At 67.9% G+C, this 24,569-nt stretch carries 28 protein-coding genes; 17 read left to right on the plus strand and 11 right to left on the minus strand.

Annotated features, from left to right (window positions below):
• Window positions 1-19 precede the first annotated feature (19 nt).
• On the plus strand, window positions 20-559 hold the full coding sequence (locus DR843_RS00330) for a CGNR zinc finger domain-containing protein (RefSeq protein WP_109683588.1): 540 nt from the start codon (window positions 20-22) through the stop codon (window positions 557-559).
• Here the strand turns inward: DR843_RS00330 and DR843_RS00335 are convergent.
• Window positions 519-1,472 (minus strand): SAM-dependent methyltransferase, encoded by a 954-nt coding sequence (locus DR843_RS00335; RefSeq protein WP_245933922.1) that lies wholly within the window; start codon window positions 1,470-1,472, stop codon window positions 519-521. The genes DR843_RS00330 and DR843_RS00335 overlap by 41 nt on opposite strands.
• Window positions 1,473-1,491: 19 nt before the next feature.
• Between DR843_RS00335 and DR843_RS00340 the strand changes: the two genes are divergently transcribed.
• From DR843_RS00340 to DR843_RS00360, 6 genes are all read left to right on the plus strand, one after another.
• Complete coding sequence (locus DR843_RS00340; RefSeq protein ID WP_109683589.1) at window positions 1,492-2,376, plus strand: Rossmann-like and DUF2520 domain-containing protein; 885 nt, start codon at window positions 1,492-1,494, stop codon at window positions 2,374-2,376.
• A 14-nt stretch (window positions 2,377-2,390) separates the two neighbouring features.
• On the plus strand, window positions 2,391-3,248 hold the full coding sequence (panC, locus tag DR843_RS00345; RefSeq protein ID WP_109683590.1) for a pantoate--beta-alanine ligase: 858 nt from the start codon (window positions 2,391-2,393) through the stop codon (window positions 3,246-3,248).
• A 63-nt stretch (window positions 3,249-3,311) separates the two neighbouring features.
• Entirely contained in the window at window positions 3,312-4,433 is a 1,122-nt protein-coding gene (locus DR843_RS00350) for a bifunctional transcriptional activator/DNA repair enzyme AdaA (RefSeq protein ID WP_281268767.1), read from the plus strand.
• Complete coding sequence (locus DR843_RS20735; protein WP_281268768.1) at window positions 4,414-4,779, plus strand: DNA-3-methyladenine glycosylase family protein; 366 nt, start codon at window positions 4,414-4,416, stop codon at window positions 4,777-4,779. Before DR843_RS00350 ends, DR843_RS20735 begins: the two co-directional genes overlap by 20 nt.
• Window positions 4,776-5,279, plus strand: coding sequence for a methylated-DNA--[protein]-cysteine S-methyltransferase (locus DR843_RS00355; protein ID WP_109683591.1), 504 nt, complete (start codon window positions 4,776-4,778; stop codon window positions 5,277-5,279). Before DR843_RS20735 ends, DR843_RS00355 begins: the two co-directional genes overlap by 4 nt.
• A 4-nt stretch (window positions 5,280-5,283) precedes the next feature.
• A complete protein-coding gene (locus DR843_RS00360; RefSeq protein WP_170119702.1) occupies window positions 5,284-5,475 on the plus strand; it encodes a hypothetical protein in 192 nt (63 codons plus the stop codon).
• Here the strand turns inward: DR843_RS00360 and DR843_RS00365 are convergent.
• Entirely contained in the window at window positions 5,423-6,373 is a 951-nt protein-coding gene (locus DR843_RS00365; RefSeq protein ID WP_109683592.1) for a helix-turn-helix transcriptional regulator, read from the minus strand. The genes DR843_RS00360 and DR843_RS00365 overlap by 53 nt on opposite strands.
• Before the next feature lie 97 nt (window positions 6,374-6,470).
• On the opposite strand from DR843_RS00365, the gene DR843_RS00370 reads away from it, so the two are divergent.
• Window positions 6,471-7,043, plus strand: coding sequence for a dienelactone hydrolase family protein (locus DR843_RS00370; protein WP_109688251.1), 573 nt, complete (start codon window positions 6,471-6,473; stop codon window positions 7,041-7,043).
• Here the strand turns inward: DR843_RS00370 and ligD (DR843_RS00375) are convergent.
• A complete protein-coding gene (gene ligD / locus DR843_RS00375; protein WP_109683593.1) occupies window positions 7,040-7,897 on the minus strand; it encodes a non-homologous end-joining DNA ligase in 858 nt (285 codons plus the stop codon). The two genes, DR843_RS00370 and ligD (DR843_RS00375), sit on opposite strands and share 4 nt — an antisense overlap.
• The gene (ligD, locus tag DR843_RS00380; protein WP_109688253.1) at window positions 7,897-8,826 is read right to left on the minus strand and encodes a non-homologous end-joining DNA ligase; all 930 of its coding nucleotides are present in this window, start codon (window positions 8,824-8,826) and stop codon (window positions 7,897-7,899) included. The genes ligD (DR843_RS00375) and ligD (DR843_RS00380) overlap by 1 nt, the downstream gene beginning before the upstream one ends.
• Window positions 8,827-8,842: 16 nt before the next feature.
• On the opposite strand from ligD (DR843_RS00380), the gene ku reads away from it, so the two are divergent.
• Window positions 8,843-9,763: a non-homologous end joining protein Ku gene (gene ku / locus DR843_RS00385; protein WP_109683594.1), complete on the plus strand. Its 921-nt coding sequence runs from the start codon at window positions 8,843-8,845 to the stop codon at window positions 9,761-9,763.
• 9 nt (window positions 9,764-9,772) lie between these two features.
• Window positions 9,773-10,330 carry an arsenate reductase/protein-tyrosine-phosphatase family protein gene (locus tag DR843_RS00390; protein ID WP_170119703.1) on the plus strand — a complete coding sequence of 186 codons (558 nt, stop codon included), beginning with the start codon at window positions 9,773-9,775 and terminating at the stop codon, window positions 10,328-10,330.
• On the opposite strand, the gene DR843_RS00395 is transcribed toward DR843_RS00390, so the two are convergent.
• Window positions 10,327-11,457 (minus strand): hypothetical protein, encoded by a 1,131-nt coding sequence (locus DR843_RS00395; protein ID WP_109683596.1) that lies wholly within the window; start codon window positions 11,455-11,457, stop codon window positions 10,327-10,329. The genes DR843_RS00390 and DR843_RS00395 overlap by 4 nt on opposite strands.
• A gap of 155 nt (window positions 11,458-11,612) precedes the next feature.
• On the opposite strand from DR843_RS00395, the gene DR843_RS00400 reads away from it, so the two are divergent.
• Together DR843_RS00400 and DR843_RS00405 are read left to right on the plus strand one after the other, a co-directional pair.
• On the plus strand, window positions 11,613-14,147 hold the full coding sequence (locus DR843_RS00400; RefSeq protein WP_109683597.1) for an ATP-dependent Clp protease ATP-binding subunit: 2,535 nt from the start codon (window positions 11,613-11,615) through the stop codon (window positions 14,145-14,147).
• A 68-nt stretch (window positions 14,148-14,215) separates the two neighbouring features.
• A complete protein-coding gene (locus tag DR843_RS00405) occupies window positions 14,216-14,707 on the plus strand; it encodes an amino-acid N-acetyltransferase (protein WP_177647408.1) in 492 nt (163 codons plus the stop codon).
• 16 nt (window positions 14,708-14,723) lie between these two features.
• Here the strand turns inward: DR843_RS00405 and DR843_RS00410 are convergent, their stop codons facing one another.
• The 3 genes from DR843_RS00410 to DR843_RS00420 are packed head-to-tail and all read right to left on the minus strand — an operon-like array spanning window position 14,724 to window position 17,249.
• Window positions 14,724-15,656 (minus strand): ABC transporter ATP-binding protein, encoded by a 933-nt coding sequence (locus DR843_RS00410; RefSeq protein ID WP_109683598.1) that lies wholly within the window; start codon window positions 15,654-15,656, stop codon window positions 14,724-14,726.
• A gap of 2 nt (window positions 15,657-15,658) precedes the next feature.
• Window positions 15,659-16,450, minus strand: a complete 792-nt coding sequence (locus DR843_RS00415) for an ABC transporter permease (RefSeq protein ID WP_109683599.1) — start codon at window positions 16,448-16,450, stop codon at window positions 15,659-15,661.
• On the minus strand, window positions 16,443-17,249 hold the full coding sequence (locus DR843_RS00420; protein ID WP_109683600.1) for an ABC transporter permease: 807 nt from the start codon (window positions 17,247-17,249) through the stop codon (window positions 16,443-16,445). Before DR843_RS00420 ends, DR843_RS00415 begins: the two co-directional genes overlap by 8 nt.
• Window positions 17,250-17,323: 74 nt before the next feature.
• On the opposite strand from DR843_RS00420, the gene DR843_RS00425 reads away from it, so the two are divergent.
• Complete coding sequence (locus DR843_RS00425; protein ID WP_109683601.1) at window positions 17,324-17,863, plus strand: gluconokinase; 540 nt, start codon at window positions 17,324-17,326, stop codon at window positions 17,861-17,863.
• Here the strand turns inward: DR843_RS00425 and DR843_RS00430 are convergent.
• Window positions 17,845-18,705, minus strand: a complete 861-nt coding sequence (locus DR843_RS00430; RefSeq protein WP_109683602.1) for an HhH-GPD family protein — start codon at window positions 18,703-18,705, stop codon at window positions 17,845-17,847. The two genes, DR843_RS00425 and DR843_RS00430, sit on opposite strands and share 19 nt — an antisense overlap.
• Window positions 18,702-19,775: a DNA integrity scanning diadenylate cyclase DisA gene (gene disA, locus DR843_RS00435; RefSeq protein WP_109683603.1), complete on the minus strand. Its 1,074-nt coding sequence runs from the start codon at window positions 19,773-19,775 to the stop codon at window positions 18,702-18,704. Before disA ends, DR843_RS00430 begins: the two co-directional genes overlap by 4 nt.
• Window positions 19,776-19,861: 86 nt before the next feature.
• Between disA and radA the strand changes: the two genes are divergently transcribed.
• The 4 genes from radA (at window position 19,862) to DR843_RS00455 (ending at window position 23,925) form a co-directional block, all read left to right on the plus strand.
• The gene (radA, locus tag DR843_RS00440; RefSeq protein ID WP_109683604.1) at window positions 19,862-21,223 is read left to right on the plus strand and encodes a DNA repair protein RadA; all 1,362 of its coding nucleotides are present in this window, start codon (window positions 19,862-19,864) and stop codon (window positions 21,221-21,223) included.
• Window positions 21,220-21,579 carry a VOC family protein gene (locus DR843_RS00445; RefSeq protein WP_109683605.1) on the plus strand — a complete coding sequence of 120 codons (360 nt, stop codon included), beginning with the start codon at window positions 21,220-21,222 and terminating at the stop codon, window positions 21,577-21,579. Before radA ends, DR843_RS00445 begins: the two co-directional genes overlap by 4 nt.
• A 44-nt stretch (window positions 21,580-21,623) precedes the next feature.
• A complete protein-coding gene (locus DR843_RS00450; protein WP_211310156.1) occupies window positions 21,624-22,466 on the plus strand; it encodes a phosphotransferase in 843 nt (280 codons plus the stop codon).
• 61 nt (window positions 22,467-22,527) lie between these two features.
• On the plus strand, window positions 22,528-23,925 hold the full coding sequence (locus tag DR843_RS00455; protein WP_109683606.1) for an HNH endonuclease: 1,398 nt from the start codon (window positions 22,528-22,530) through the stop codon (window positions 23,923-23,925).
• A gap of 7 nt (window positions 23,926-23,932) precedes the next feature.
• Here the strand turns inward: DR843_RS00455 and DR843_RS00460 are convergent, their stop codons facing one another.
• Window positions 23,933-24,451: a hypothetical protein gene (locus tag DR843_RS00460; protein WP_109683607.1), complete on the minus strand. Its 519-nt coding sequence runs from the start codon at window positions 24,449-24,451 to the stop codon at window positions 23,933-23,935.
• Window positions 24,452-24,569: the final 118 nt, after the last annotated feature.

Consider the following 24,569-nt stretch of genomic DNA (forward strand, 5'->3'; position numbering starts at 1 on the left):
CTTACCGAGGAGGTCGCGAGTGGCGTTCGGTTACGACACCGATATGGCGCTGCGGGCCGCGGCCGCCCTGGCCAACTCCGAGCACGCAGAGCCCGACTCGCTCAGCACCGTCCAGGATCTGGCCGACTTCGTACGGACCTGGGGTTGGACGGGGACGGTCCTGGGCACGCCAGCCGAGCTGCGCCGGGTGCGCGAGGTCCGTGCTCAGGTGCGGTCGTTGTGGGCACCGGACGAGCGGGCCGCCGTCGAGCGGGTCAACACACTGCTTGCACAGGCCAATGCGGTGCCGCAGCTGGTCAAACACGATGAATACGACTGGCATCTGCACGCCACACCCTCCGACGCACCGCTGGCGACGCGGATGGTCGTCGAGGCGGCGATGGCCGTCGTTGACGTGATCCGAGACCGCGAATTCGACCGGTTGCGGGTGTGCGCTGCGGGCGACTGCGACAACGTGTTGATCGACCTGACCAAGAACCGCTCGCGACGGTTCTGCGACGCCGGCTGCGGTAACCGGCTCAACGTGGCGGCGTTCCGGGCTCGGCAAGCGGGCAGCTGAGCGCCCACCAGAACCCACCCAGCCCGGCCGGCTCCCGCAGAAACGCCCACGCCGTACGCCGAGCCAAGCCTTTCAGATAATCGGCCGGTGCCGTGCGGGCCAGGTCCAGCGACGGATTCGGTACGCGAATCCCTAGCTGCTCCAACGCATCTCGCTGCGTCAGCAATGTCGCCGCACCCAACGAGTCCATTGCAACGTGCGCCGTGATGTCCGTGCTGCCGTCGAAACACGGGGTCGTAGCCACGCCGTCCCGGTAGCCGATCAACGTGCCAGCGACGGGTCGGTCATCGCGCAGATGTCCGTAGTCGATCGCGAGGACAGCGGACGCGACCGCGCACAACGCCTGGTACGCCTGATCTCGCGGCAGGCCGATCTCGACGCGGTCGCCTGGCACCGGTTCATCGACCGGCCACCACCGCCGGCGCCAGTCCTCCTCCGGTCCGGAAAGCACCGCGCCGAGTGCGCCGGAGGACAGCACGAAACGCCACAACGCACCGTCCCACTGCGCCACCGGGCAGGGGACCACGTCGAGCCACTCGTTGGCGACGACCAGTGTCTGCGCATCGACCGGCAGCGCGGGCAGCGACCGGCCGCCGGGGGAGACGACCCAGCCGATCCCGGCCGGGAGGGTCGAGGGCCGGGCCACCACATCCACCCCGGTCAGCCGCATCGACGGCCGCGTCGCGTGCAGCAACGTCAGCAACTCCCCGCGACCAGCGCCCACCTCCAGGATGTTCGTTGCGCCCACTCGGTCAGCCAGCGCCAGGACGGCGGATGCGAAGAGCTCGCCGACACCCGGGACGCCCTGTCCGGCGGTCGCGAAATGCCCTGCGGGACCGTCGGATTGCCGATAGAACCCGTGGGTGCCGTACAGCGCCTCAGCCCACGCGTCGATCAGCGGGCGGGCAGACACGAGAACTACTGTAGGCAGCGTGAGCGAACTGTCCCGGCCCAATCTGCGCGTCGGAGTCGTCGGAGCGGGCCGGGCCGGCTCAGTGATCGGCGCTGCGCTGCGGGCAGCGGGTCACGAAATCGTGGCGACCAGCGCCGTCAGTGAAGCCTCCCGGCAGCGCGCCGAAGAACTGTTGCCCGGCGTCCCCATCGCGTCCGTCCAAGAAGTGGTGAGCGACGCGGACGTGGTGATCCTCGGCGTACCCGATGATGCGATCGAGCCGTTAGCCAACGGACTTGCCGCCGAAAACCTCTGGGGGCCGGGCAAACTGGTGATCCATCTCAGTGGATTCCACGGGGTGGACGCGCTGGCCGCCGTGACGACGGTCGGTGGCGACGCGATCGCGCTGCATCCGGTGATGACCTTCAGCGGCACACCCGCCGATCTGGACCGCCTGCCCGGCACACCCTTCGCGATCACGGCCTCCGCAGGTGTCGGCGTCGTCGCCGAGGCCCTCGTGCTGGATCTCGGCGGTCTGCCGGTCGCGATCGCCGAAGGTGACCGCGCGGCGTACCACGCAGCGTTGGCGCACGCCGCCAACCACCTGGTGACGGTGATCGCCCAGTCCGAACAGGTGCTGCGGGAGATCGGGGTCGAGGATCCGGGCCGGTTCATCGCCCCACTGGTCGAGGCAGCGACCGCCAATGCGTTGGAACGCGGTGACCGCGCGCTGACCGGTCCGGTCTCCCGCGGAGACGTCGGCACGGTGCGGGCGCATCTGGATGCGCTCGCTCAGCACAGTCCGGATATCGAACCGGCCTATCGGGCGCTGGCCGAAGCGACCCTGGAGCGCGCCGCGCTACGCCGGGCGATGCCGGCCGAGGCGGTCCTTCCGCTGCGGCAATTGCTGACCGGCCGCGACTGAGTACCGTGAGCGCCATGACGACGCAGTTGGTGCACACCCGCAAGGAGTTGCGAGCGGCGCGGGACGCGCTGTCCGGTCGCGTGGCTGTGGTGATGACCATGGGAGCGCTGCATCCCGGACACGCGCAACTGATCGCCCAGGCCCGGCAGGACGCGGACAGTGTCGTGGTGACGATCTTCCTCAACCCGCTGCAATTCGCCGCAGGAGAAGATCTGTCCCGGTATCCGCGGACCCTGGAATCCGATCTGGCGATCTGCCGAGAGCAGGGTGTCGATCTGGTGTTCGCGCCGACCCCCGACGTGATGTATCCCGACGGAGAACCCGGCATCCGGGTCAGCGCCGGCGCGCTCGGCGCGGTCCTCGAAGGCTCCTCGCGCCCAGGGCATTTCGACGGCGTGCTGACCGTGGTCGCCAAGTTGTTCCATCTGGTGCGGCCGGATCTGGCCTATTTCGGCCAGAAGGACGCCCAGCAGTTGTTGCTCATCCGGCGGATGGCCACCGATCTGGATTTCCCCATCGAGGTCATCGCCGTGCCGACCGTCCGCGAGGACGACGATCTGGCAATGTCCTCGCGCAACGTCTATCTGACCTCGACCGATCGCGAAGCGGCGCTGTCCCTGTCCCGCGCGTTGCGGGCCGGGGAGGCCCAGGCGGTTCGCGGCCCGGCGGCTATCCGCCGCGCCGCCCGCGACGTGCTGGTCGGCGAACCGCTGGCGCAGGTCGACTATCTGGTGCTGGTCGATCCGGTCCGGTTGGAAGAAGTTCCCGAGTGGTACCACGGCGTGGCGATCCTGGCCGTGGCTGCCAAGGTCGGGACGACGCGGCTGATCGACAATCTGCCGATCACCGTGGGGCCGGTTGCTCCCGCCTGACCTGCGCAGCGCGATGTCGGAATCCTGCTAGCCCTGGTCGGTGCCGGGGCGCAGACTGAAGATATGCAGCTGACCACCGCGACCTGCCTGGCCGCCGTCCAGAGCCGTGATGCGCGGTTCGACGGCTGGTTCGTGACGGCCGTGCGCAGCACCAAGATCTACTGTCGGCCCAGCTGTCCGGCCACGCCGCCGCGCGCTGATCGGGTCGACTTCCTACCGTCTGCCGCTGCTGCGGTGGCTCGTGGATACCGCGCCTGCAAACGCTGCCTCCCCGATGCCACCCCCGGCTCTCCGGAGTGGAACGTCCGCGACGATCTGGTCGCTCGCACGATGCGGTTGATCGCCGACGGCGTGGTCGAACGCGACGGTGTCGAGGGACTCTCGCGGCGTCTGGGTTACAGCAGCCGGCAGATCGAGCGAGTCGTCAGCGAACAGTTGGGTGCCGGTCCGTTGGCGCTGGCCCGGTCCCAACGGGCGCAGACCGCGCGCATCCTGATCGAGACCACCGCGATGCCGTTCGCCGACATCGCCTTCGCGGCCGGTTTCGGCAGCATCCGCTCGATGAACGACGTCGTGCGTACCACGTTCGCGCTCACGCCCACCCAGTTGCGCGCCCGTCGGTCCCCGCTGCGCGCCGCCGACCCACCCGCCTGGCACCGGATCGATCTGCGGTTGCCGATGCGACTGCCCTTCCTGCCCGACAACGTGTTCGGCCATCTGGTCGCCACCGGGGTGCCGGGGGTGGAGGAGTGGCGCGACGGCGCCTATCGCCGCACTCTGCGATTGACGTACGCCGCGGGCATCGTCGCGCTGCGACCGGCACCCGATCACGTGGCGGCGACGCTGTGGTTGCAGGACGTGCGCGATCTGCAGACCGCGGTCAGTCGCTGCCGGTTCCTGCTGGATCTGGACGCCGACCCACTCGCCGTCGACACCGCGCTCGCGGCCGATCCACGCCTGGCGCCGATGATTGCGGCAGCACCGGGTCGACGCGTCCCGCACACCACCGATCCGATCGAGATGGCGTTGCGGATCGTGCTCGGTCAGCAGATCTCGACCCGCGCCGCACGCACGCACGCCGCTCGTCTGACCCGAGCACTGGGGGAGGGAGAGCATCAGCGACCCCGCGGGCAGCCTCACCGGACTCTTCCCGACCGCGGCCGTCGTGGCCGATGCACCGGATGATGTCCTGGCGATGCCGGAAACCAGGAAGCGGACGCTGCGATCCCTGGCTCGTGCTTTGGCCGAGGGGGAGATCGATGTCTCGGCCGGCGCGGACTGGGGGCTGGCGCGGGGCCGGCTACTCGGCGTACCCGGAATCGGTCCCTGGTCGGTCGAGTCGATCGCCATGCGCGCGCTGGGCGATCCGGACGCGTTCCCCGAGACCGATCTGGCCGTGCGGCGCACCCTCGAGCGCATCGGTCCGCCCGCCGACACCTGGCGCCCGTGGCGGGCGTACGTCACCCAGCACCTGTGGGCCACCAGCGACCACGAAACCAACCAGCTACCCGTGATGGAGGCCAGCGCATGACGCGGCGACACAGCACCCTCGACCCGACCCCGATCGGCCCGCTCACCCTCGTCGCCGACGGCGACGACCTCGTGGCGGTCTACATGGACGGGCACGCGCACCACCCCGGCAGCGACGCCCTGGGGGAGGCCGGCGGCAGTCCCGTGCTGGATCGGGCCGCGCAGCAACTGGGCGAGTACTTCGCGGGGGAGCGCACCGAGTTCGATCTGCCGCTGCGGCCGATCGGCACCGACTTCCAGGTGCGCGTGTGGCGGGCCCTGCAACAGATCCCGTACGGCGTGACCTGGAGTTATCGCGAACTGGCCACGGCCGTGGGCAACCCGTCCGCGAGTCGCGCGGTCGGCCTGGCGAACGGACGCAATCCGCTGTCGATCGTGATCCCGTGCCACCGGGTCATCGGCGCCGACGGATCGCTGACCGGCTACGGCGGCGGGGTCGAGCGCAAGCGGTGGCTGCTGGACCTGGAGCGTCAGGAGGCGCTGCTGCCCGGTCTATCCTGAGGGGGTGTGGCCCGCGATCCTGACTCTCCTGCCGACCATCGGGCTGGTCTACCTCTTCTACGTGATCATGAAGCACATCATGGAGGCCGACCGGCGCGAGCGGATCGCGCAGGCACAGTGGGATGCCGCCCGCGACGCCGAGGTCAACGCGTCGCCGCCACCAGCCGCTGACCCACCTGCTGCACCGCGGACCTGACTTCCGGGCCGCCGACGACGTCGAAGTCCCATGGCAGGCAGGCGAACAGCTCGGCGTACATGTGCGGGTTGCTGGTCGTCGCCGACAACCGGGTCAGGCGGTCATCGAGGTGCTCCAATCGTCCCGAGGAGGCCGGGAGCACCCGCCGGATCTCCTCCGCCGTGGCGTGGATACGCACCTGCACGTCGTACTCCCAACCGGTCGCCAGATGCTCCTCCAAGAGGCCGACCGGATCGAGATCGGTCGGGGCTTCGTAGCTGTCGTCCAGCGGGTGGAGGCTGGTGATCCGATCGACCCGGTACGCCCGAACCGCGTTCGGACGACGGTCCCGACACAGCAGATACCACCGGCCGTGCCGGACGACGATCGCCCACGACTCGACGTCGGTCTCCCACGTGGTGCCCCGTTCCGAGCGGTATCCGATCCGCACCACCTGCTGCCGGGACCAGGCCTGCACCAACTCCATGGTGATCGTCGGGTCCGGGCGTGCGGCCCCGCGATCGGGTGCGGCAGCGATCGAGCGCCGGATGCCTTCCACCGGTCCCGACACCGATGTCGGCATCGCCCGCACCACCTTGGCCAGCGCGGCGCCCACCGGTGCCGTGTCATCGCCGGCCTGGTGGTGCCCGTCCAGGACCGCCATCACCAGGCCGAGTGCTTCCGCGGCCGTGAAGGTCACCGGCGGCAGCCGCACCCCACCACCGAGGCGGTAGCCGCCGTACCGGCCGCGGGTGGCCAGCACCGGGATGCCCGCCTCCCGCAGGATGCTCACGTACCGCCGGGCCGCCCGATCCGAGCACTCGAGCCGACGAGCCAACTCCGGCGCGGTGATCCCGGGCCGGTCCTGCAGCAGTTGCAGGGTGCGCAGCGAGCGCACCGTCGGGTTCGTTTCGTCCATCCGCACAGCCTGGCAGGTAATCCGGCAATGATCCGTCCGGAATCCCACCTAGGGTCGGGAACATGACTGCTGAAGACCCGCCGTGGGCGGTGCTGTGATGGCCACCGTCGTTCTCTTCCATCACGTGCTCGGGCTGACCACTGGTGTCACCGAACTCGCCGATAGATGGCGCGCGGCCGGGCATACCGTGCACACCCCGGACTTCTTCGACGGCAGGACGTTCGCGACGATCCCGGAGGGTTTCGAGTTCTCCAAGAGCTTCAACACCGACGCGCTCGCGGACGCAGCGGTCGCCGGCCTGCCCTCCGATGTCGTCTATGCGGGGATCTCGATGGGTGGCGGACAGGCGCAGCGCCTCGCCCAGACCCGGCCCGGGGCACGGGCCGCGGTGCTGCTGGAAACCTGCTTCCCGATCACCGGCGAGTGGGCGTTCGGGCCGTGGCCGCAGGGCGTGCCCGCCCAGATCCACGGAATGGACGACGACGAGTTCTTCGCCCACGAGGGCGATCTCGACTCGGCACGGGAACTCGTCGCCTCGGGTGCGGACGCTGAGGTGTTCTTGTATCCCGGCGACGCGCACCTATTCGAGGATTCGTCACTGCCGCAATACGATTCGACGGCCACGGATCTGCTGGTCGAGCGCGTGCTGGGTTTCCTGGCCAGGGTCTAGTCCAGTGGCCAGAGGTCGCCGAGGTCGGCCAACCGGTCGAGCACCTCATCGAAGGTGAGCTGTTGCAGTGACGACCCGTCCTCGATCTCGTCCCACGTGCGCGGGGCGGCCACCGTGGGGCGATCACGGCCGCGCAGCGAGTACGGCGCGATGGTGGTCTTGGCGGCGGTGTTCTGCGACCAGTCCACGAAGACCTTGCCCGGTCGCAGCGAAGTCGTCATCTTCCAGACCACGTTCTCCGGTTGCTCTTTGGTCAGCCGTTGCGCCAACTGCTTGACCCAGTCCCGCACCTCTTCGCTGGTGCGCGAACCGTCGATCGCGGCGTACAACTGCATCCCCTTGCTGCCACTGGTGACCGGGACAACGTCGCCGGTGGCGACATCCGCGAGGCGGTCCCGCACGGTCAGGGCCAGCGCGGCGCACTCCGGCAGACCCGCGCCCTTGCCGGGATCCAGATCGATCACCAGCCGGTCGGGATTCATCGGCTCATCCTTGACGAATTTCCATTGCGGCACATGCAGTTCCAGCGCAGCAAGATTGGCGAAGTAGGTCAGACCGGCCACATTGTCGATCAGCGGATAGGCGACCCCGCCGCGCTCGACGCGCCGGATCCACGACGGTGTCCCGCCCGGCGCGTTCTTCTCGAAGAAGGAGTTGTCGCCGACCCCGTGCGGCCAGCGCACCCGGGTCACCGGACGATCCGCGATCACCCGCAACAACACCGGCGCGACCTGCGCGTAGTAATGCAGGATCTCGCCCTTGGTGGTCTCGGTGCCGGGATACAGGATCTTGTCGAGGTTGCTGACCTGCAGCCGCCGGCCGTCGACCTCGACGGTGATCTTCTCGTCGACCATCACAGATCCTCTGGCGTCAGATCGGAACGGGCGCCCCGCCAACTGGGTTGGCGCAGCCGCCCGTCGCTCGTGACCGTGTGGTACTCGATGTCGACGACCAACTCCGGCCGTAACCAATGCGCGCCGCGCGCGTCGGCGGCCGGTAGCCGGGTGTCGAACGGACTGGTCGGCGCTTCCAGCGCCTGCAGGCGCGGGAGCAGCGTGGCACCCGAGGCGCCGGCCAGACCCGAACCGATCCGACCGACGTACCTCAAGCCGCCCTCGGACGGCGTGCCGATCAGCAGACTGCCGAGCACCCCAGCCCGGTCGGTCTCGGGTCGCCAACCACCCACGACGTACGACGAGGTGCGGCGATGCACGATCTTGCGCCAATCCGGTGAGCGGGTCCCAGGTCGATACGGGGAGGAAAGACGTTTGGACACAATGCCTTCCAACTGTTGCTCGGCGGTGGCCGAGAGGAGCAGTTGCCCGTCGTCGAAAACGGCTGGAACGTGCACCGACGGGGAGGCGAGGTCGGTCGCTTCGAGGAGCTGTCGACGTACTCGCAGCGGTTGGGTAAGGGTTTCGTGCCCGCTCACCCGCAACAGGTCGAAGGCCATGAGCGTCACCGGCGCGGTCGCCGCCAGGCGTTCGGCATCGGCCGGTTTGGTGACGTTGAACCGTTCGGCGATACCGGCGAAACTGGGTGCCCCGTTGGTCAAGACGACCACTTCGCCATCCAGCAGCAGGTCGTCATGTCCGGGCAATCCGCTGCTGCGCCTTGCCAGTTCGGGAAAGGCGACGGTCACATCGCGTTCGGTGCGCGAGGTCACCCGCACCCTGTCGCCGTCGACCTGGACCAGCACCCGCATTCCGTCCCACTTGACCTCGTGCTGCCAGTCCTCGCCCACCGGGACCGTGTCGCCAGGGGTGGCAAGCATCGGACGCATGGGGCACTCTTGCACAATGCGCGCGATCTGGAAGGGTGCCGTCTCCTTCGGCTTGGTCAACGTGCCGGTCCGGCTCTATTCGGCCACGGAGAATCACGATGTGCAGTTCCGCCAGGTGCACCGCGAGGACGGCGGTCGGATCCGGTATCGCCGGGTGTGCGCGATAGACGGCGAAGAGGTCAGCTACGACGACATCGCCAAGGGCTACGAAACCGAAGACGGCCAGATGGTCGTGCTCACCGATGACGACCTGGCCAACCTGCCGATCTCCACCTCCAAGGAGATCGCGGTCGACAAGTTCGTGCCCGCCAGCGAGATCGACCCGCTGTATCTGGACAAGAGCTACTACCTGGAGCCAGACGCCAGTGCGGTGAAACCGTACGCGCTGCTGCGGGATGCGTTGCTGCAGACCGAGCGGGTCGCACTGGTCACGATCACCATCCGCACCCGCATGACGATCGCCGTGCTGCGAGTGCGCGACGACGTGATCGCGTTGCAGACGATGCTGTGGCCCGATGAGGTGCGCGCGCCTGAGTTCGGGGTGCTGGACGATGCCGACCTCAGCGTGAAGCCGGCCGAGACGGCGATGGCGCAGATGCTGGTCGAATCCCTGTCCGGCGACTACGACCCGGAGCAATATACCGACGACTACGAGCAAGCCGTGCACGAGGTGGTCGAGGCCAAACTCGCCGGTGGTGAGGTCAAGGCCGCGCCCGAACCCCAGGACGAGGGCGGTCAGGTCGTCGATCTGCTGGCGGCTTTGCAGCAGAGCGTCGATCGGGCCAAAGCCGCTCGGGGGGAGCAGTCGAGCGCGCGGAAGGCCCCGGCCGCGAAGGCTGCGGTCAAGAAGGCGCCGGCGAAGAAGGCCGCCGCCAAGAAAGCACCAGCCAGGAGAGCCACCGCCAAGAAAGCACCGGCCAAGAAGAAGTCCGCCTGACCCGTGTCCGTGAGCACGTCAGATCGGGTGGTCTTCATCTGCACCGGCAACATCTGCCGGTCCGCGTACGCCGAGCGGCTGGCCCGGTTGCGCGCCGACCAATTCGGGCTGGCCGGGTGGACGTTCGCCAGTGCCGGGATCGGTGCGTTGGTCGGCTCGCCGATGGAGGAGCTGATGGCGCAGCAGTTGCGCTCCCGCGGCGGCGACCCGGCGGGTTTCGTCTCTCGGCAGCTGAACCGGTCGATCGTTCAGGACGCGACGCTGATCCTGCCGATGGAGAAGTTCCAACGGCAGGTGGTCCTCGGGGAGTACCCAGCCCTGGTGCGCCGCGTGCACACCGTCGGCAAGCTGGCCGAGGACGACCAGTCGTTGCCGCACGAAGTGGTCGGCGAGGCCTACCTGGCTGCGCTGCAGGCCGACCGGAGACCCACGCGCTCGCAGTACGACGTGACCGATCCGTTCCGCAAGGGACCGGAGCGGGCCGCAGAGGTTGCCGATCTGCTGGATCACCACGTCACCAGGATCATCGCCCGGCTGGCGGGTGCCCGCCAGGAGCACGCTGGTTAGGCGCTGACCCGTTCCACCGAGTGGCCAACGACCAGTGCTCCCACTCCGAGGAGTTCGCTGATCGCCGAGTGCACCAGATCCGCCGCGTCGGGGTGCTCGCCGTGAACGGATTGGCAGATGTCGACCAACTCGTGGTCGGACACCGGTCCAGCCGCAGCCAGCCAGATGGTTGCCCCCAGGGCGCTGAGCCGTAGCGGGACCGAGCCGGCCAGCAGCAGCACCTCGTCATCGGCGACGATCGCATCGTCGAACGGCGCCCGTTGCACGCGCCCGTCGCTGTCTGCTGGCGGCGCGCCCGCGGAACGGCTGACGGACGTGAACTCCGTGGCGGAGTTCCCACCGGCTCGAAGCGCGCGGCGGATGAGGTCGCCGGTCTCGTCGATCTCGCGGTAGCGCAACGTCTGCACCCCACCCAGATCGCTGATCAACTGGGCCAGGGCGGTCAACGGCCGGTCCAGAGCGGTCAGGGACGAGGTGTGTGGAATCAGCGTCATCATCGCGTCGATGAGACCGACGGGCTCCAGCGCGGGTGCCGCGTCGGGATCGGCCGGCTCAGCATCACGATTGTCGCGATCGACACGGTCCAGCAGGAGCAGCGCGCGCGCCGTCAGGCGCGGTGGCGGAATGCGCAGGTGCAGCTCGTCCGGACCGTACTGCTGTTTGTGGTGCGGATCGTCGGCCTCGAGCACCACGGACAGCGGCTTGGGGTAGGGCACGACGCTCAGGTCGCCTCGGACCAGGACGGTCTCGTCCGTGACGTAACCGAATTCCCGGGCACACAGCCGTGCCGCAGCGGTCGTCTTCCCGGTGCCCGATGCCGCCACCAGGACGGCCACGTCGCCGGAGTCGGTCGCAACCCCGCACGCGTGCAGCATCACCCCGCTGCCGGCCGCTTGGCGGATCGCCGAGAAGGTGACGGACGATGACAAGGCGTAGTCGCGGCGTACGGGGTCATCGATGTCCGAGAGCGGGACGCGGGGCCGGTCCGCCACCGGGGTCAGCTCCTGCTCGTCGGGCGCACACCGCGCCCACTGCAGACGCAGCGCGGCCACCTGGTCGGCCGGGAGGGCAGTGACGTCCACCTCGAACCGATGCCCGAGGGCCTCGATCAGCAGTGGGTCCGGCATGCGCGGCATCGTATGGCATGTGAACCACCGCCAGGTCGATGGTGCCGCGATGGAACATGTGCGGAAGGTGTTGCGTTGCACCCTCCAGAGTCCGGACACGGCACAAGTGGCCGGGCTAGCATTTATCAGAACCGACGGCAGATCAAGGAGCCCTCATGTTCGAACGGTTCACCGACCGAGCGCGGCGCGTCGTCGTGCTCGCTCAAGAAGAGGCGCGCCTTCTCAACCACAACTACATCGGCACCGAGCACATCCTGCTCGGTCTGATCCACGAAGGCGAAGGGGTCGCCGCCAAGGCGCTCGACAGCCTGGGCATCTCCCTGGAGGCCGTGCGTGAGCAGGTCCAGGAGATCATCGGCCCCTCGCAGCAGACCCAGTCCGGGCACATCCCCTTCACCCCGCGCGCCAAGAAGGTGTTGGAGTTCTCCCTGCGGGAGGGACTGCAACTCGGCCACAGCTACATCGGCACCGAGCACATCCTGCTCGGGCTGATCCGTGAGGGCGAGGGCGTCGCCGCGCAGGTCCTGGTGAAGATGGGCGCCGACCTGTCCCGCGTTCGCCAGCAGGTCATCCAGCTGGTGTCCGGCTACCAGGGCGGCCCGGAGAAGGCCGGCGCCGGTGTCGGCCAGGGCAACCCGCAGGAGGGCACTCCGGCCGGTTCGCTGGTCCTGGATCAGTTCGGCCGCAACCTGACCCAGGCTGCCCGTGAGGGCAAGCTGGACCCGGTGATCGGCAGATCGCAGGAGATCGAGCGGGTCATGCAGGTCCTGTCCCGGCGTACCAAGAACAACCCGGTCCTGATCGGGGAGCCCGGCGTCGGCAAGACCGCCGTCGTGGAGGGGCTGGCCGCGGACATCGTGCGCGGTGACGTGCCCGAGACGCTCAAGGACAAGCACCTCTACACCCTCGACCTCGGATCGCTGGTGGCGGGCAGCCGCTACCGCGGTGACTTCGAGGAGCGGTTGAAGAAGGTCCTCAAGGAGATCCGCACCCGCGGCGACATCATCTTGTTCATCGACGAGATCCACACCCTGGTGGGTGCGGGTGCCGCCGAGGGCGCGATCGATGCTGCCTCGATCCTCAAGCCCATGCTGGCCCGGGGCGAGTTGCAGACCATCGGTGCGACCACGCTGGATGAGTACCGCAAGCACATCGAGAAGGATGCGGCCCTCGAGCGCCGGTTCCAGCCGATCCAGGTGCAGGAGCCGACCATCCCGCACGCCATCGAGATCCTCAAGGGTCTGCGCGACCGGTACGAAGCCCACCACCGGGTGACGATCACCGACGCCGCGCTGGTGGGTGCGGTCAACATGGCCGACCGGTACATCAACGACCGGCACCTGCCGGACAAGGCGATCGACCTGATCGACGAGGCTGGTGCGCGGTTGCGCATCCGCCGGATGACGGCTCCGGCGGACCTGCGCGAGTTCGACGAGAAGATCGCGCACGTCCGCCGCGAGAAGGAATCCGCGATCGACGGTCAGGACTTCGAGAAGGCCGCCGCGCTGCGTGACGACGAGAAGAAGCTGATCAACGCCAAGGCGCAGCGGGAGAAGGAGTGGAAGGCCGGCGACATCGACGTCGTGGCCGAGGTCGACGAGGAGCTCATCGCTGAGGTTCTGGCCGCGTCCACCGGCATCCCGGTCTTCAAGTTGACCGAAGAGGAGTCCCAGCGACTGCTCAAGATGGAAGACGAACTGCACAAGCGCGTCGTCGGTAACAACGACGCGATCCGAGCGCTGTCCCAGGCGATCCGGCGTACCCGCGCCGGTCTGAAGGACCCGCGACGCCCGGGTGGTTCGTTCATCTTCGCCGGTCCGACCGGTGTCGGTAAGACCGAGTTGGCCAAGTCGCTCGCGGAGTTCCTCTTCGGCGACGAGGACAGCCTGATCACCCTGGACATGTCGGAGTTCTCCGAGAAGCACACCGTCTCCCGGCTGTTCGGTTCCCCGCCCGGTTACGTCGGCTACGAAGAGGGTGGCCAGCTGACCGAGAAGGTACGCCGCAAGCCGTTCTCCGTCGTGCTGTTCGACGAGGTGGAGAAGGCCCACCCGGACATCTTCAACTCGCTGTTGCAGATCCTGGAGGACGGTCGTCTGACCGACAGCCAGGGCCGGATGGTCGACTTCAAGAACACCGTCATCATCATGACCACGAACCTCGGTACCCGGGACATCGCCAAGGGCGTCTCGCTGGGCTTCGCGTCCGGCAACGACACCGCAACCGGCTACGAGAAGATGAAGGCCAAGGTCAACGAAGAGCTCAAGCAGCACTTCCGGCCGGAGTTCCTGAACCGTGTCGATGACACGATCGTCTTCCCGCAGTTGAGCCAGGACGAGATCATCCAGATCGTCGACAACATGATCGCGCGACTGGACGAGCGTCTGAAGGACAAGGACATGGCGATCGAGCTCGCGCCGACGGCCAAGAAGTTGTTGGCCATCCGCGGCTACGACCCCGCCCTGGGTGCCCGACCGCTGCGTCGTGCCATCCAGCGTGAGGTGGAGGACGTGTTGTCCGAGAAGATCCTCTACGGCGAGGTCGGCCCGGGCGAGATCGTCCTGGTCGACGCGACCGGCGAGGGTCGTGAGGACACCTTCACCTTCACCGGGTCCCCGAAGCCGGAGGCACCCGACAGCCTCGACGTCGAGGCGGCCACCATCGGTGAAGGTGGCGAAGGCGACGCGTGACCCACGCGCACACTGACGGCAGGCCCGGAGGGATTCCCTCCGGGCCTGCCGCCGCGTGGCGTGGTCCGGTGCCTGCACATACCGGGCACGTGCGCGGTATCCGGGAACTGGTCAAGCCCTACGTCAGCTCCCGGGCGATCGTGGCCAAACCGGCGGTTTCCTACTTCGAGGCGCTCCAGGAGTTCCTGGTGGTGCTCGACCCGACCGACGACGACCGGGTGCTGGGCTGCGGGGCACTGCACGTGATGTGGGAGGACGTCGCCGAAGTCCGCACTCTCGCCGTACACCCATCACTCAAGGGGCAGGGTGCCGGCTCGGCGATCCTGTCCAAGCTGCTCGAGCGGGCGCGGGCGATCGGGGTGTCCCGCGTCTTCTGTCTGACGTTCGAGACGGCGTTCTTCGGCTCGCACGGGTTCGCAGAGATCGAGGGTGACCCGGTCACACCGGACGTCTACGCGGAGTTGTTGCAGTCCTACGACGAGGGTGTCGCCGAGTTTCTCGATCTTGACCGGGTCAAACCCAACACCTTGGGCAACGCCCGAATGCTCCTGCAGCTGTAGGCATCCTGCGGCGCGGTCAGCGATCCCGCGAGTAGATCTGCCGGACGACATCCTCGATGTCCGGTTCCTCGATGCTCAGATCGCGCAGGCCCGGCACCTGGGCCAGGACGGCGGCGATCGAGGTCTGCTCCGGATCGAACCGCAGACGTTGGCGAGCGCCACCGACTTCACTGCCGACGTACGTCGTGCCCGGGATTCCCGTCAACGGCGCCACCGCGTCATCCAGGTCGAGCACCAGCACGCGGTGACTGTCCACAGAAGCCGCTAGCCCGGGCAGCGATCCGTCGTAGGCGAGCCAGCCGTGATCGACGACCAGCACTCTGTCGCAAAGTCGTTCGACGTCACCCATGTCGTGCGTGGTCAGCAACAAGGTCGTGCCGTGCTGTTGGCGCTCGGCGATGAGGAACTGGCGCAGCCGCTGCTTCGAGACGACGTCCAAACCGATGGTGGGTTCGTCGAGGATCACCAGTTGCGGCGAATGCAGCAGTGCCGCAGCGACTTCCGCGCGCATCCGCTGTCCGAGGGACAACTGCCGCACCGGCGTGTCCATGAAATCGCCCAGCTCGAGTTCGCTCACCAACTCATTGAGGCGCTCGGTGCCCTGCACGCGGTGGATCGCCGCCAGGATCCGGTAGGACTCGCGGGTCGGCAGGTCCCACCACAACTGCGAGCGCTGCCCGAAGACCACGCCAACGTGCCGCGCCAACTCGCGGCGGCGGCGTACCGGATCCAGGTCGCAGGTGCGGACCGACCCACTGGTCGGCACGAGAATGCCGACCAGCATCTTGATGGTGGTGGACTTCCCGGCGCCGTTCGCACCGATATACCCCACCGCCTCGCCGGCGTCGATGGAGATGCTCAGGTCGTCCACCGCAGTCAGGGTGGTGCGGCGCACCCCGCGCGATCGGCGTACGAACGTCCTGGTCAAACCCTCGGTCTGGATGATCATGGTTAGCCCCCGCCTCCTTGGTAGTGCCGCACGCCCGCCCGCCACATGAACATCGCCAGCGCCCAGATCCAGAGGGCCGCCAACGGCGCGCACCAGCCGACCCAGGAGTTGATCACGGGTCGACCCAGCAGGGTCATCGCGGGCACGAACGAGACGAACGCGACGGGGAAGATCACCCCGAAGACGACTTTGATACCGATCGGCCAGACGGTCGCCGGCTGGGTGCTGGCGTACCGCCCGCCGTACACGAAGGAGTTGGTCAGTTCGGCGCCGTCGACCAGCCAGAACTGGCAGCCCGCGGCCAGCACGAACAGCGCGCTCGTGATCGCGATGCCGGACAGCAGGGTCACCACCAGCAGCGTCACGGAGGCCATCGACCAGTGAATGGGGTTGGCGTGCAGACCATAAACGGCTGCGGCGAGCCCGACGCCGAGCCGGGTGATCCGCCGAAGCGAGATGTCGGAGAAGATCAGTTGCGCGAGCAGCGGCTGGGGACGCAGGTAGAAGACGTCCAATGTGCCGGCCCGGATGTAGCGCGGGAGCCGGTCGACGTGCCCGACGATGAGGTCGGCGACGGAGTAGCACAGGTCGGCCAGCCCGAAGACCAGGATCATCTGGGTAAAGGTCAGCCCGCCGAGCACCGTGACGTTGTGGAAGAGGATCCACACCTCGGCCAGTTCGACCAGACCGACGACTCCGGAGCTGACCAGGTCGATCGTGAAGTTGGTGCGGTAGGAGCGTTGGGCCCGCGCCTGGCCCCTCAAGACGGCGGCGTACGCCGAGACGTCAGCCACCTTGAACCTCCAGGTAGCGCCGACCGAGCCGGGTTAGCAGCAGACACACGGTCACCAGGAGGGCCAACCAGGCCAGTTGGACGCCGACTGCGGCCGCTCCCGCCCAGCCGTCGATCCGGCCGGACAACAGATCGATCGGGGTCATGAACATCGCTGGGAACGGGGTGGCGTGCGCCACGGTCTTGAGCCAGGCGGGGAACAGTCCGACCGGGATGAACAAGCCCATCAAGAAGGTGGACACGACCATGTAGAAGACCTGCAGGCCGCGGGTCTCGACCAGCCACAGGCCGAGGATGTTGACCGCGTAGCGCCCGCAGAAGGACAGCATCATCCCCAGGGCCACCGCCAGCAGGCCGAGCGCCCAGCCGCTGACGTCGTGCGCGAGGGCGATCCCGGTCGTGAGCGCTCCGACGATGATCGCCGGCAGGCCGCGGGGCAGGAAGGAGTAGGCGCCGCCGCCCAGATCACTGGCCGCGAACGAGGCAAAGACACTGGTCGGCCGGGCGAAGTCGATCGCGATGTCACCGTTCTTGATCCGGTCGCCGATCTCGGATTGGCCGTGCGCGTTGATGCAGCCGAGCAGCCCCTGGGACAACCACACGTAGCCGGACATCGTCGCCAGGTCGTAACCCTGCAGATTGCCACCGGCCGCCTCGACCGTCGCGAAGAGGATCGCTGCCTTGAGGAAACCGAACGTGAGGTTGGCCACCAGGCCGCCGATCGTGGCCAGCCAGTAGGTGGATTGTCGCCGCACACCCGCGCGGAAGATCAGCCAGTACGGCGTGAGGGCGGCAGACACAAAGACGAGAGTTTACCGGAATTGGCCAGTCGCTTCCGCCGTCTGGGCACCGTCGGGTCGTTACCGTAAATCTCATGGACCTGGTCGACCCCATGTTCGTCATCGTGATGGGCGTCTCTGGATCCGGCAAAACGTCTATCGCACAACGGCTTTCGGCAGCAACAGGTTGGCCCTACGTCGAGGGCGACAACTTCCACCCGGCGGCGAACATCGCCAAGATGCGCGCTGGCATCCCGCTGACGGACGAGGACCGGTGGCCGTGGTTGGACGCCGTCGGGGCGTGGATCAGTGCCCATGAAGTACGCGGAGACAGCGCAATCATCACCTGTTCGGCCCTCAAGCGCAGCTATCGGGACCGCTTGCGGGAGGGGCGCGGCGGCGTACGGTTCCTGATGCTCACGGTGCCGGTGGAGGAACTTCGCCGCCGGGTCGCGAACCGACCGGGGCATTTCATGCCGGCGTCGCTGCTTGACTCGCAACTGGCCACTCTGGAGCCACTGCAGCCCGACGAGGACGGCGTGGCCGTCGACGCCTCCGGTCATCCGGACGTGGTGCTGGCGGCGGCTCTGGCGGCGTTGGGTCTGACGGCGGCGTCTCAGGCTGGTAGCGCGTAGCGGCCGCCGGGGAGCGGGTCGATCAGACCGTCCTCGATCAGGCTGGCGACGCAGCGCTGTCGTTGGGCGTCGTCCGGCCACACCAGATCGATGCGCGCCGCCGGGACCGGGCCGTCGGACTCCCGGAGAGCCTGCAGCACCAACCCGCGCACCTGCCGGTCCGTCCCGTGCCAGCGTTGAGCCGCTTTGGCGGGTCCGTCGTACGCCGGGTGGTCGGCCAGCCGCCACGCGCACTGCCCCGCGATGGGACACCGCGCGCAGTCGGGTCGGGCCGCCGTACATACCAACGCTCCGAGTTCCATGACGGCGACGTTCCACACTTTTGCCTCAGCAGGGTCCTCGGGCAAAAGCTCTGCGGCCAAACGGTTTTCGGCGGCGTTCAGACTCGGTGCGGCTTGCGCAACGCCCGTGACGGCGCGGGCCTGCACCCGGCGTACGTTGGTATCGACGACGGGGATGCGCACGCCGTACGCGAAGGCGGCGACGGCGGCGGCGGTGTAGGCGCCGATCCCGGGCAGGGTGCGCAACGTGTCGGGATCAGACGGGACCTGACCGGCGTGCTCGGTGCTGATGGCGGTGGCCGCCGCGTGCAGCCGCAGGGCTCGGCGGGGGTAGCCCAGTCGGCCCCAGGCGCGCACGGCTTCCCCGGGCGCGGCCTGCGCCAACGCGTCAGGGGTCGGCCAACGCGTGAGCCATTCCTGCCACACCGGCAGTACGCGGGCGACCGGAGTCTGCTGGAGCATGACCTCCGAGACGAGGATGGACCACGGGTCGGCCTCCGGGCGGCGCCAGGGCAGATCCCGCTGGTGATCGGCGTACCAGTCGATGACCTCAGTGATCACACGTAACGCTCGAGAATGCTGCTCTCCGCCAAGCGCGACATGCCCTCGCGCACGGTGCGGGCGCGTGACTCACCCACTCCGTCGATGACCATCAGGTCATCGACCCCGGCGGCCAGCAAGCGCTGCAACGTGCCGAAGTGGTCGACCAGGCGTTCGACGATGGTCTGCGGCAGGCGCGGGACGTTGGACAGCATCCGGTAACCCCGGGGACTGACCGGGGTATCAAGGGTGTCCGTACCGGTGAAGCCGATCGCCCTGGCCGCTTCCGCCAGGTCCAAAAGCGCAGTCGAGTCGACGTTGGCCAGGTTGGTCAGCGCATCCTCCAAGGTCACCAGGTCGCCAGCCGCTTCGATATAGTCCCGCACCACCAGCGCACGATCGTCGTGCAGGCCGCTGATCAACTCCTGCAGCTGCAACGACATCAACCGGCCGTCGGTGCCGAGTTCGATGAGGTATTCGGAGATCTCGTCGCTGATCCGGCGAACCATTTCCAACCGCTGCAGGACGGCGGCGACGTCGCGCACGGTCGCGAGGTCCTCGATCTCCAGCGCGGACAGCGTGCCGGTGACCTCATCCAGACGCTGCTTGTAGCGCTCGAGGGTCTGCAGGGCTTGGTTCGCGCGGGACATCACCGCGGCGCTGCCCTCGATGACGTAGCGCAACTGGCCGACGTACAGGGCGATGATCTGCATCGACTGGCTGACCGAGATCACCGGGAAGCCGGTCTGCTTCGCGACCCGCTCGGCGGTGCGGTGGCGGGTACCGGACTCGACCGTCTCGATCGAGGGGTCGGGGACCAGCTGGGTGGCGGCGCGGATGATCCGGGTGACCTCGGAGTCCACCACGATCGCGCCGTCCATCTTGGCCAGTTCACGCAGGCGGGTGGCGGAGAACTCGATGTCGATCGGGAAGCCGCCGGTGCTGATCGATTCGACGACCCGGTCGTGGCCGATCACGATCAGCGCACCCGTGCGACCGCGCAGGATTCGCTCCAGCGCATCGCGCAATTGCGTCCCTGGTGCGACGGCAGCCAGCACCGTACGCAGAACGTCTTCATCGGTCCGCTCCACAGCCGCGAGTGTAGGTGAGCAGCCTGGATTCCCAGCGTTTCGTTAACAGATCGTTGTTGTCGGTGCTGGCGATTACGGTCTGTTCCATGGCGATCACCAAGAAGTCTGCGACCTCCTACCGCTGCAGCGAGTGCGGTTGGACCGCGATCAAGTGGGTCGGCCGGTGCGGGGAGTGCCAGGCCTGGGGGACCGTCGCCGAGGTGGGTGCTGTTATTGCCCGTACGCCGCCCGCGACCGTCATCGAGCAGCCTGCGGTTCCGATCGGGTCGGTGGATCTGCTGGCGAGCGCGGCCGTTCCGACCGGAGTCGGCGAGTTCGACCGGGTGCTGGGTGGCGGTCTGGTCCCGGGCTCGGTGGTGTTGGTCGCAGGGGAGCCCGGGATCGGTAAGTCCACGTTGCTATTGGATGTGTCCGCGCGGGTGGCGCGTGCTGGTGTGCGGGCGCTGTACGTCTCCGGGGAGGAATCGGCCGGGCAGGTGCGCTCGCGCGCCGAGCGCATCGATGCGGTGGCACCGGAGTTGTACCTCGCCAGCGAGACCGACCTGGCCACGGTGCTGGCGCAGATCGACGCCGTGTCGCCGTCGCTGCTGGTGGTGGACTCGGTGCAGACGGTGGCGTCCTCCTCGATCGAAGGTGCGGCCGGCAACGTCTCGCAGGTGCGCGAGGTGGCGGCCTCCATCATCTCGGTGGCCAAGAAGCGCGGGATCGCGGTGCTGCTGATCGGCCACGTCACCAAAGACGGATCGATCGCCGGGCCACGGACCTTGGAGCATCTGGTCGACGTGGTGATCCAGTTCGAAGGTGAACGGCATTCGCGGCTGCGACTGGTGCGCGCGGTGAAGAACCGGTTCGGGGCGACCGATGAAGTGGGTTGTTTCGACCTGACCGACGAAGGGATCCTGGGTCTGCCGGATCCCAGCGGGCTCTTCCTGTCGCACGGCGATCGGGTGGCCGGCAGTTGTGTGACCGTGGCCTTGGAGGGTCGTCGACCGCTGGTCACCGAGGTGCAGTCGCTGCTGGTCAAGGGTAACGGCGGGTCACCCCGGCGGACGGTCAGCGGGATCGAATCCGCCCGGGTGGCAATGATTCTCGCGGTGTTGACCAGTCGGGTGCGGTTGCCGTTGGGCGATCACGACAGCTACATCTCGACGGTGGGCGGCGCCCAACTGCGCGAGCCGGCGGCCGACCTGGCGGTGGCGCTGGCGGTGGCGTCGGCGTCGTTGGACCGCCCGCTGGCCAAGGGTGTCGTGGCCTTCGGTGAGGTCGGCTTGTCCGGCGAGGTGCGACCCGTCGGCGGTGTCGAGCGGCGGATCGCCGAGGCGGCGCGCATCGGTTTCGACCACGCGATCGTGCCGGCCGGCAGTCTTCGGCGGGACCGAATTCCCTCTGGCGTCAAGGTAACTGAGGCGGATCATCTGTTCCGGGCGCTCGCGGTGATCACCGGGTGAGCACGCGGATCGCGGGCGTAACGATCGACTGTCGTGACCCGCACGCGCTCGCGAGATTCTGGTCGCAGCTTCTCGGGCGCCCGGTCACTGCGGAGCACTCCGACGACAACTGGGCATCCGTTGGCTCAGTGCGTGATTCGACGCCCAGGCTGACCTTTCAGCGGGTGCCGGAGCCGAACGTCGGCAAGGTTCGCCTCCACCTCGACATCCAGGTTGACGACGTGAGCGAGGCGCAAGACCGCGTCCTCGAACTCGGCGGCAGCCTCACGGGCGAGCGCCACGACTACGACGAGGGCGTCGTGGTTGTCGTCCGCGATCCGGAAGGCCACGAGTTCTGCCTGGTTCAGTTCTTCTGACCGTCGCCCCTTCGGCGCGGCGGGATCGCACGTAGTGTCGACGTGTGCTGTCGTTTGAGAAGCTGACGAGCAGGCAGCGCGATGTAGTTGGCCAGTGGGTGCCCGATGCCAGAGTCGTCGCGGACCATAGTTGGGGTCTGGTCGACAACGTGGTCCTCGAACTGGACTCGGCCGAGCGGGGACGATTGGTCCTGAAGGTGGACGGGCCCACCAACCACCACGTCACCCGCGAGATCCGCGCCCATCGCGAATGGGTCTCGGCCTTGAGTAGCACCGGCCTGGCGCCAGTCATGGTGTACGCCGACGAGGCCTCCCACGTGCTCATCACGCGTTACCTGCCGGGCGAGCTTGTGCAGGGCACGTCGGCCCAGAACGATCCGGACACTTTTCGTCAGGCTGGGTCACTGCTCGCGGCTTTCCATCAGCAGCTACGCTCGTATCACCCAACGTGGAACGACGATCTGCGCGAGCGGGTCGAACGTCACCTGGTTGCCCCGCACCGGATCGATCCGTCCATTGAGACTGCGGTCCGGACTGAGATGAGGAATTGGCCGACCGGGGGAGCTGCGGTCGTCCCTACCCACGGCGACTGGCAGCCGCGGAACTGGTTGATTGATCAGGGCACTGTCCGGGTCATCGACTTCGGTCGGGCAGACCTGCGTCCGGCGGATACTGACCTGGCCCGCCTGGCCCGCCAGGATTTCCAGCGCAACCCCGAGTTGGAGTCGGCGTTCTTCACCGGCTACGGCAGCGACCCGCGTGAACCCGAGCAGTGGCGCAGGACGTTGATCGCTGAGGCCGTCGGTACCGCCAGCTGGGCGTATGGCGTCAACGACTACGAGTTCGAAGCCGTGGGCCAGCGCCAGCTGAAGTTGCTCTACCCCTGATCCAATCGCCCCTCTTCTGCGGTCGGGCGAGGCTGTCGGTGGTCGGTTATACGGTCGTTTCATGGATCAGCGAGACGTCTTGGACGAGGCCGAGGTGGCCTGTCTGGACGTCGTGCGCTCCTGGCGGGATCAGGTGAACGCGACTGCGGGACAGGCCGGCTCACCGCGTGTGCTGGAAGTGCTCATCCAGGAGTTCGAGCAACTCAAGCACGCGATCAGCGCCCGCCAGATCGAGCTCACCGCCCAGGTCCGCGACCAAGCCCACGCGCGGCGGCGCGCCCAGAAGGTCTCGGCATCGCTGGCTGACCGGTACGCCGGCGCCGGGGTTGCTCTTGCCCGGCGACGCCACCCGATGACGGGCACGCGCCTGGTACACCAGGCTCAGGTGTTGACCGAGGACATGCCGCAGGTGCTGGCGGCGATGCGCGCGGGCGAGTTGGGCGAGACCCAGGCTGCGATCCTCGTCCGCGAAACCGACGGTCTGAGCCGAAGTGAACGCACCCGGGTCACCGATGAGTTGCGCGATCGGTGGGCGGTCATCGGGGATCGCGGTCTGAGCGAGACGACCCGTGACGTGGTGGCCCGGATCGCTCCTGAGGCGCTCGCTGCTCGGCATGCGAAGGCCGCCGCGGACCGCCACGTGTCCTACCGCTCCGCACCCGATGCGATGCTGCGGCTGTCTGCGTTACTGCCGCTACGAGACGGCTTGGCCTGTGTGCAGGCTCTGCAGGCCGCTGCGGACACCGCGCTCAAGACGGGCACGGTAAAGCAGGACACGGTCGAGCAGGATGCCCAGGCGGCGCCAGACACCTCGCGGTCACAGCGGTGGCGCCAGGCGCAGGCCGACGCGCTGGTCACCCGAATCACCGGCACTGCCCCGCAGGATCTGCCCCCAGTCGCGGTGAAGGTGAACCTGATGATCCCGATCGAAGCCCTCACGGGCGACGCGGGTGGCTTCGTCGACGGCTACGGCATGATCGGCGGCCATCTGGTTCGCGACCTGATCGATCAGTGCCCCGAGGCCCAGGGCCCGCAGATCCGGCGGTTGTTCGCCCACGGTGGTGACCTGGTCGGGATGGAGTCCAAAGCGCGTAGCTACCCGGGGCTGCTGAAGGAGTTCATCCGCTTGCGCGACCAGCGTTGCAGGACCCCGTTCTGTGAGTCACGGGTCAAGCACATCGACCACATCAAGCCGGCTGCAGCCGGTGGCGCGACCAGCGAGTCCAACGGCCGGCCCTGCTGCGAGTGGTGCAACTACGTCAAGGAGCACCCCGACTACCAGATGACCGGCGACGCGCGGTTCGCAACGACCCGGATCGGAGCTGTGTCGGTGGCTTCGACGCCGCCAGCACCACCGGGCAAGCCACCGCCGACGACGTCGCGTTGGGAACGTCGCTTCATCGACATCATCTGGGGTGACCTCACCTCAGCCGGCTTCCGTGCCCCGCGACGTCAGTGATCGGGCCTCAGCAGCTGCGCAGACGCTCGTCCACCGGCTGCACCGGACCGTTCTCGTTGACGAGCAGCGGCACCGCCCCCCCGTCGATCCTGATATCCACCCTACTGTCTGAAACCCACTGTGCGTCAGAGTAATTCAGGTAGTCGCCGTTGACGCAGCCGATCGGCCACCGCCGCGAGATCAGGGCACCGGGCTGTTCCAGCTGCAGCTTCCAGATGGGATCGATTGCCGCGTGCCCCGACTGAACGATCAGCGCGTAGCGGCTATTCGGGGAGCGCACCTCCGATCGCTCGTCGAAGAGGCCGAGCGCGGCCACGAAGCCATATCCGAGTGCCAACACAGCAAGTGGAGCCGCCAGCACCCATCCGGCGATCCGTAGGTCTCCACCACAGGCGATCAACCACATGGCAACGCAGACCCCGGCCAGGCCCGCCCAGGCCAGCGGGCTGAGTGCGCTGAGCCCGGCAACGGCCAGACCGTGCAGGTCGACCCACCAAGCCGCAGCCGACGCCAGCACCGGCAGCACGATGACCCACCCGAGAACTCGCCGCAGCCGGCGCGGTGTCCTATCCGGCAGAAGCAGCCGGCGGGGATCCGCGGGCGGCAGCGACGGCATGCTCATCGCGCAAGTACGCGGTCACAAG

Origin of the sequence: Branchiibius hedensis (assembly GCF_900108585.1) — a bacterium.
GTDB classification, from domain to species: Bacteria; Actinomycetota; Actinomycetes; order Actinomycetales; family Dermatophilaceae; genus Branchiibius; species Branchiibius hedensis.

Bases quoted from the DNA above. Each gene is read 5' to 3' on its own strand.
- ligD (WP_109683593.1), bottom strand. From the start codon at position 7,897: ATGGTCGACGAGAAGATCACCGTCGAGGTCGACGGCCGGCGGCTGCAG.
- DR843_RS00425 (WP_109683601.1), top strand. From the start codon at position 17,324: ATGGACCTGGTCGACCCCATGTTCGTCATCGTGATGGGCGTCTCTGGA.
- DR843_RS00355 (WP_109683591.1), top strand. From the start codon at position 4,776: ATGACGCGGCGACACAGCACCCTCGACCCGACCCCGATCGGCCCGCTC.
- radA (WP_109683604.1), top strand. From the start codon at position 19,862: ATGGCGATCACCAAGAAGTCTGCGACCTCCTACCGCTGCAGCGAGTGC.
- DR843_RS00455 (WP_109683606.1), top strand. From the start codon at position 22,528: ATGGATCAGCGAGACGTCTTGGACGAGGCCGAGGTGGCCTGTCTGGAC.
- ku (WP_109683594.1), top strand. From the start codon at position 8,843: ATGCGCGCGATCTGGAAGGGTGCCGTCTCCTTCGGCTTGGTCAACGTG.
- DR843_RS00365 (WP_109683592.1), bottom strand. From the start codon at position 6,373: ATGGACGAAACGAACCCGACGGTGCGCTCGCTGCGCACCCTGCAACTG.
- DR843_RS00395 (WP_109683596.1), bottom strand. From the start codon at position 11,457: ATGCCGGACCCACTGCTGATCGAGGCCCTCGGGCATCGGTTCGAGGTG.
- DR843_RS00370 (WP_109688251.1), top strand. From the start codon at position 6,471: ATGGCCACCGTCGTTCTCTTCCATCACGTGCTCGGGCTGACCACTGGT.
- DR843_RS00410 (WP_109683598.1), bottom strand. From the start codon at position 15,656: ATGATCATCCAGACCGAGGGTTTGACCAGGACGTTCGTACGCCGATCG.
- DR843_RS00350 (WP_281268767.1), top strand. From the start codon at position 3,312: ATGCAGCTGACCACCGCGACCTGCCTGGCCGCCGTCCAGAGCCGTGAT.
- DR843_RS00400 (WP_109683597.1), top strand. From the start codon at position 11,613: ATGTTCGAACGGTTCACCGACCGAGCGCGGCGCGTCGTCGTGCTCGCT.
- ligD (WP_109688253.1), bottom strand. From the start codon at position 8,826: ATGCGTCCGATGCTTGCCACCCCTGGCGACACGGTCCCGGTGGGCGAG.
- panC (WP_109683590.1), top strand. From the start codon at position 2,391: ATGACGACGCAGTTGGTGCACACCCGCAAGGAGTTGCGAGCGGCGCGG.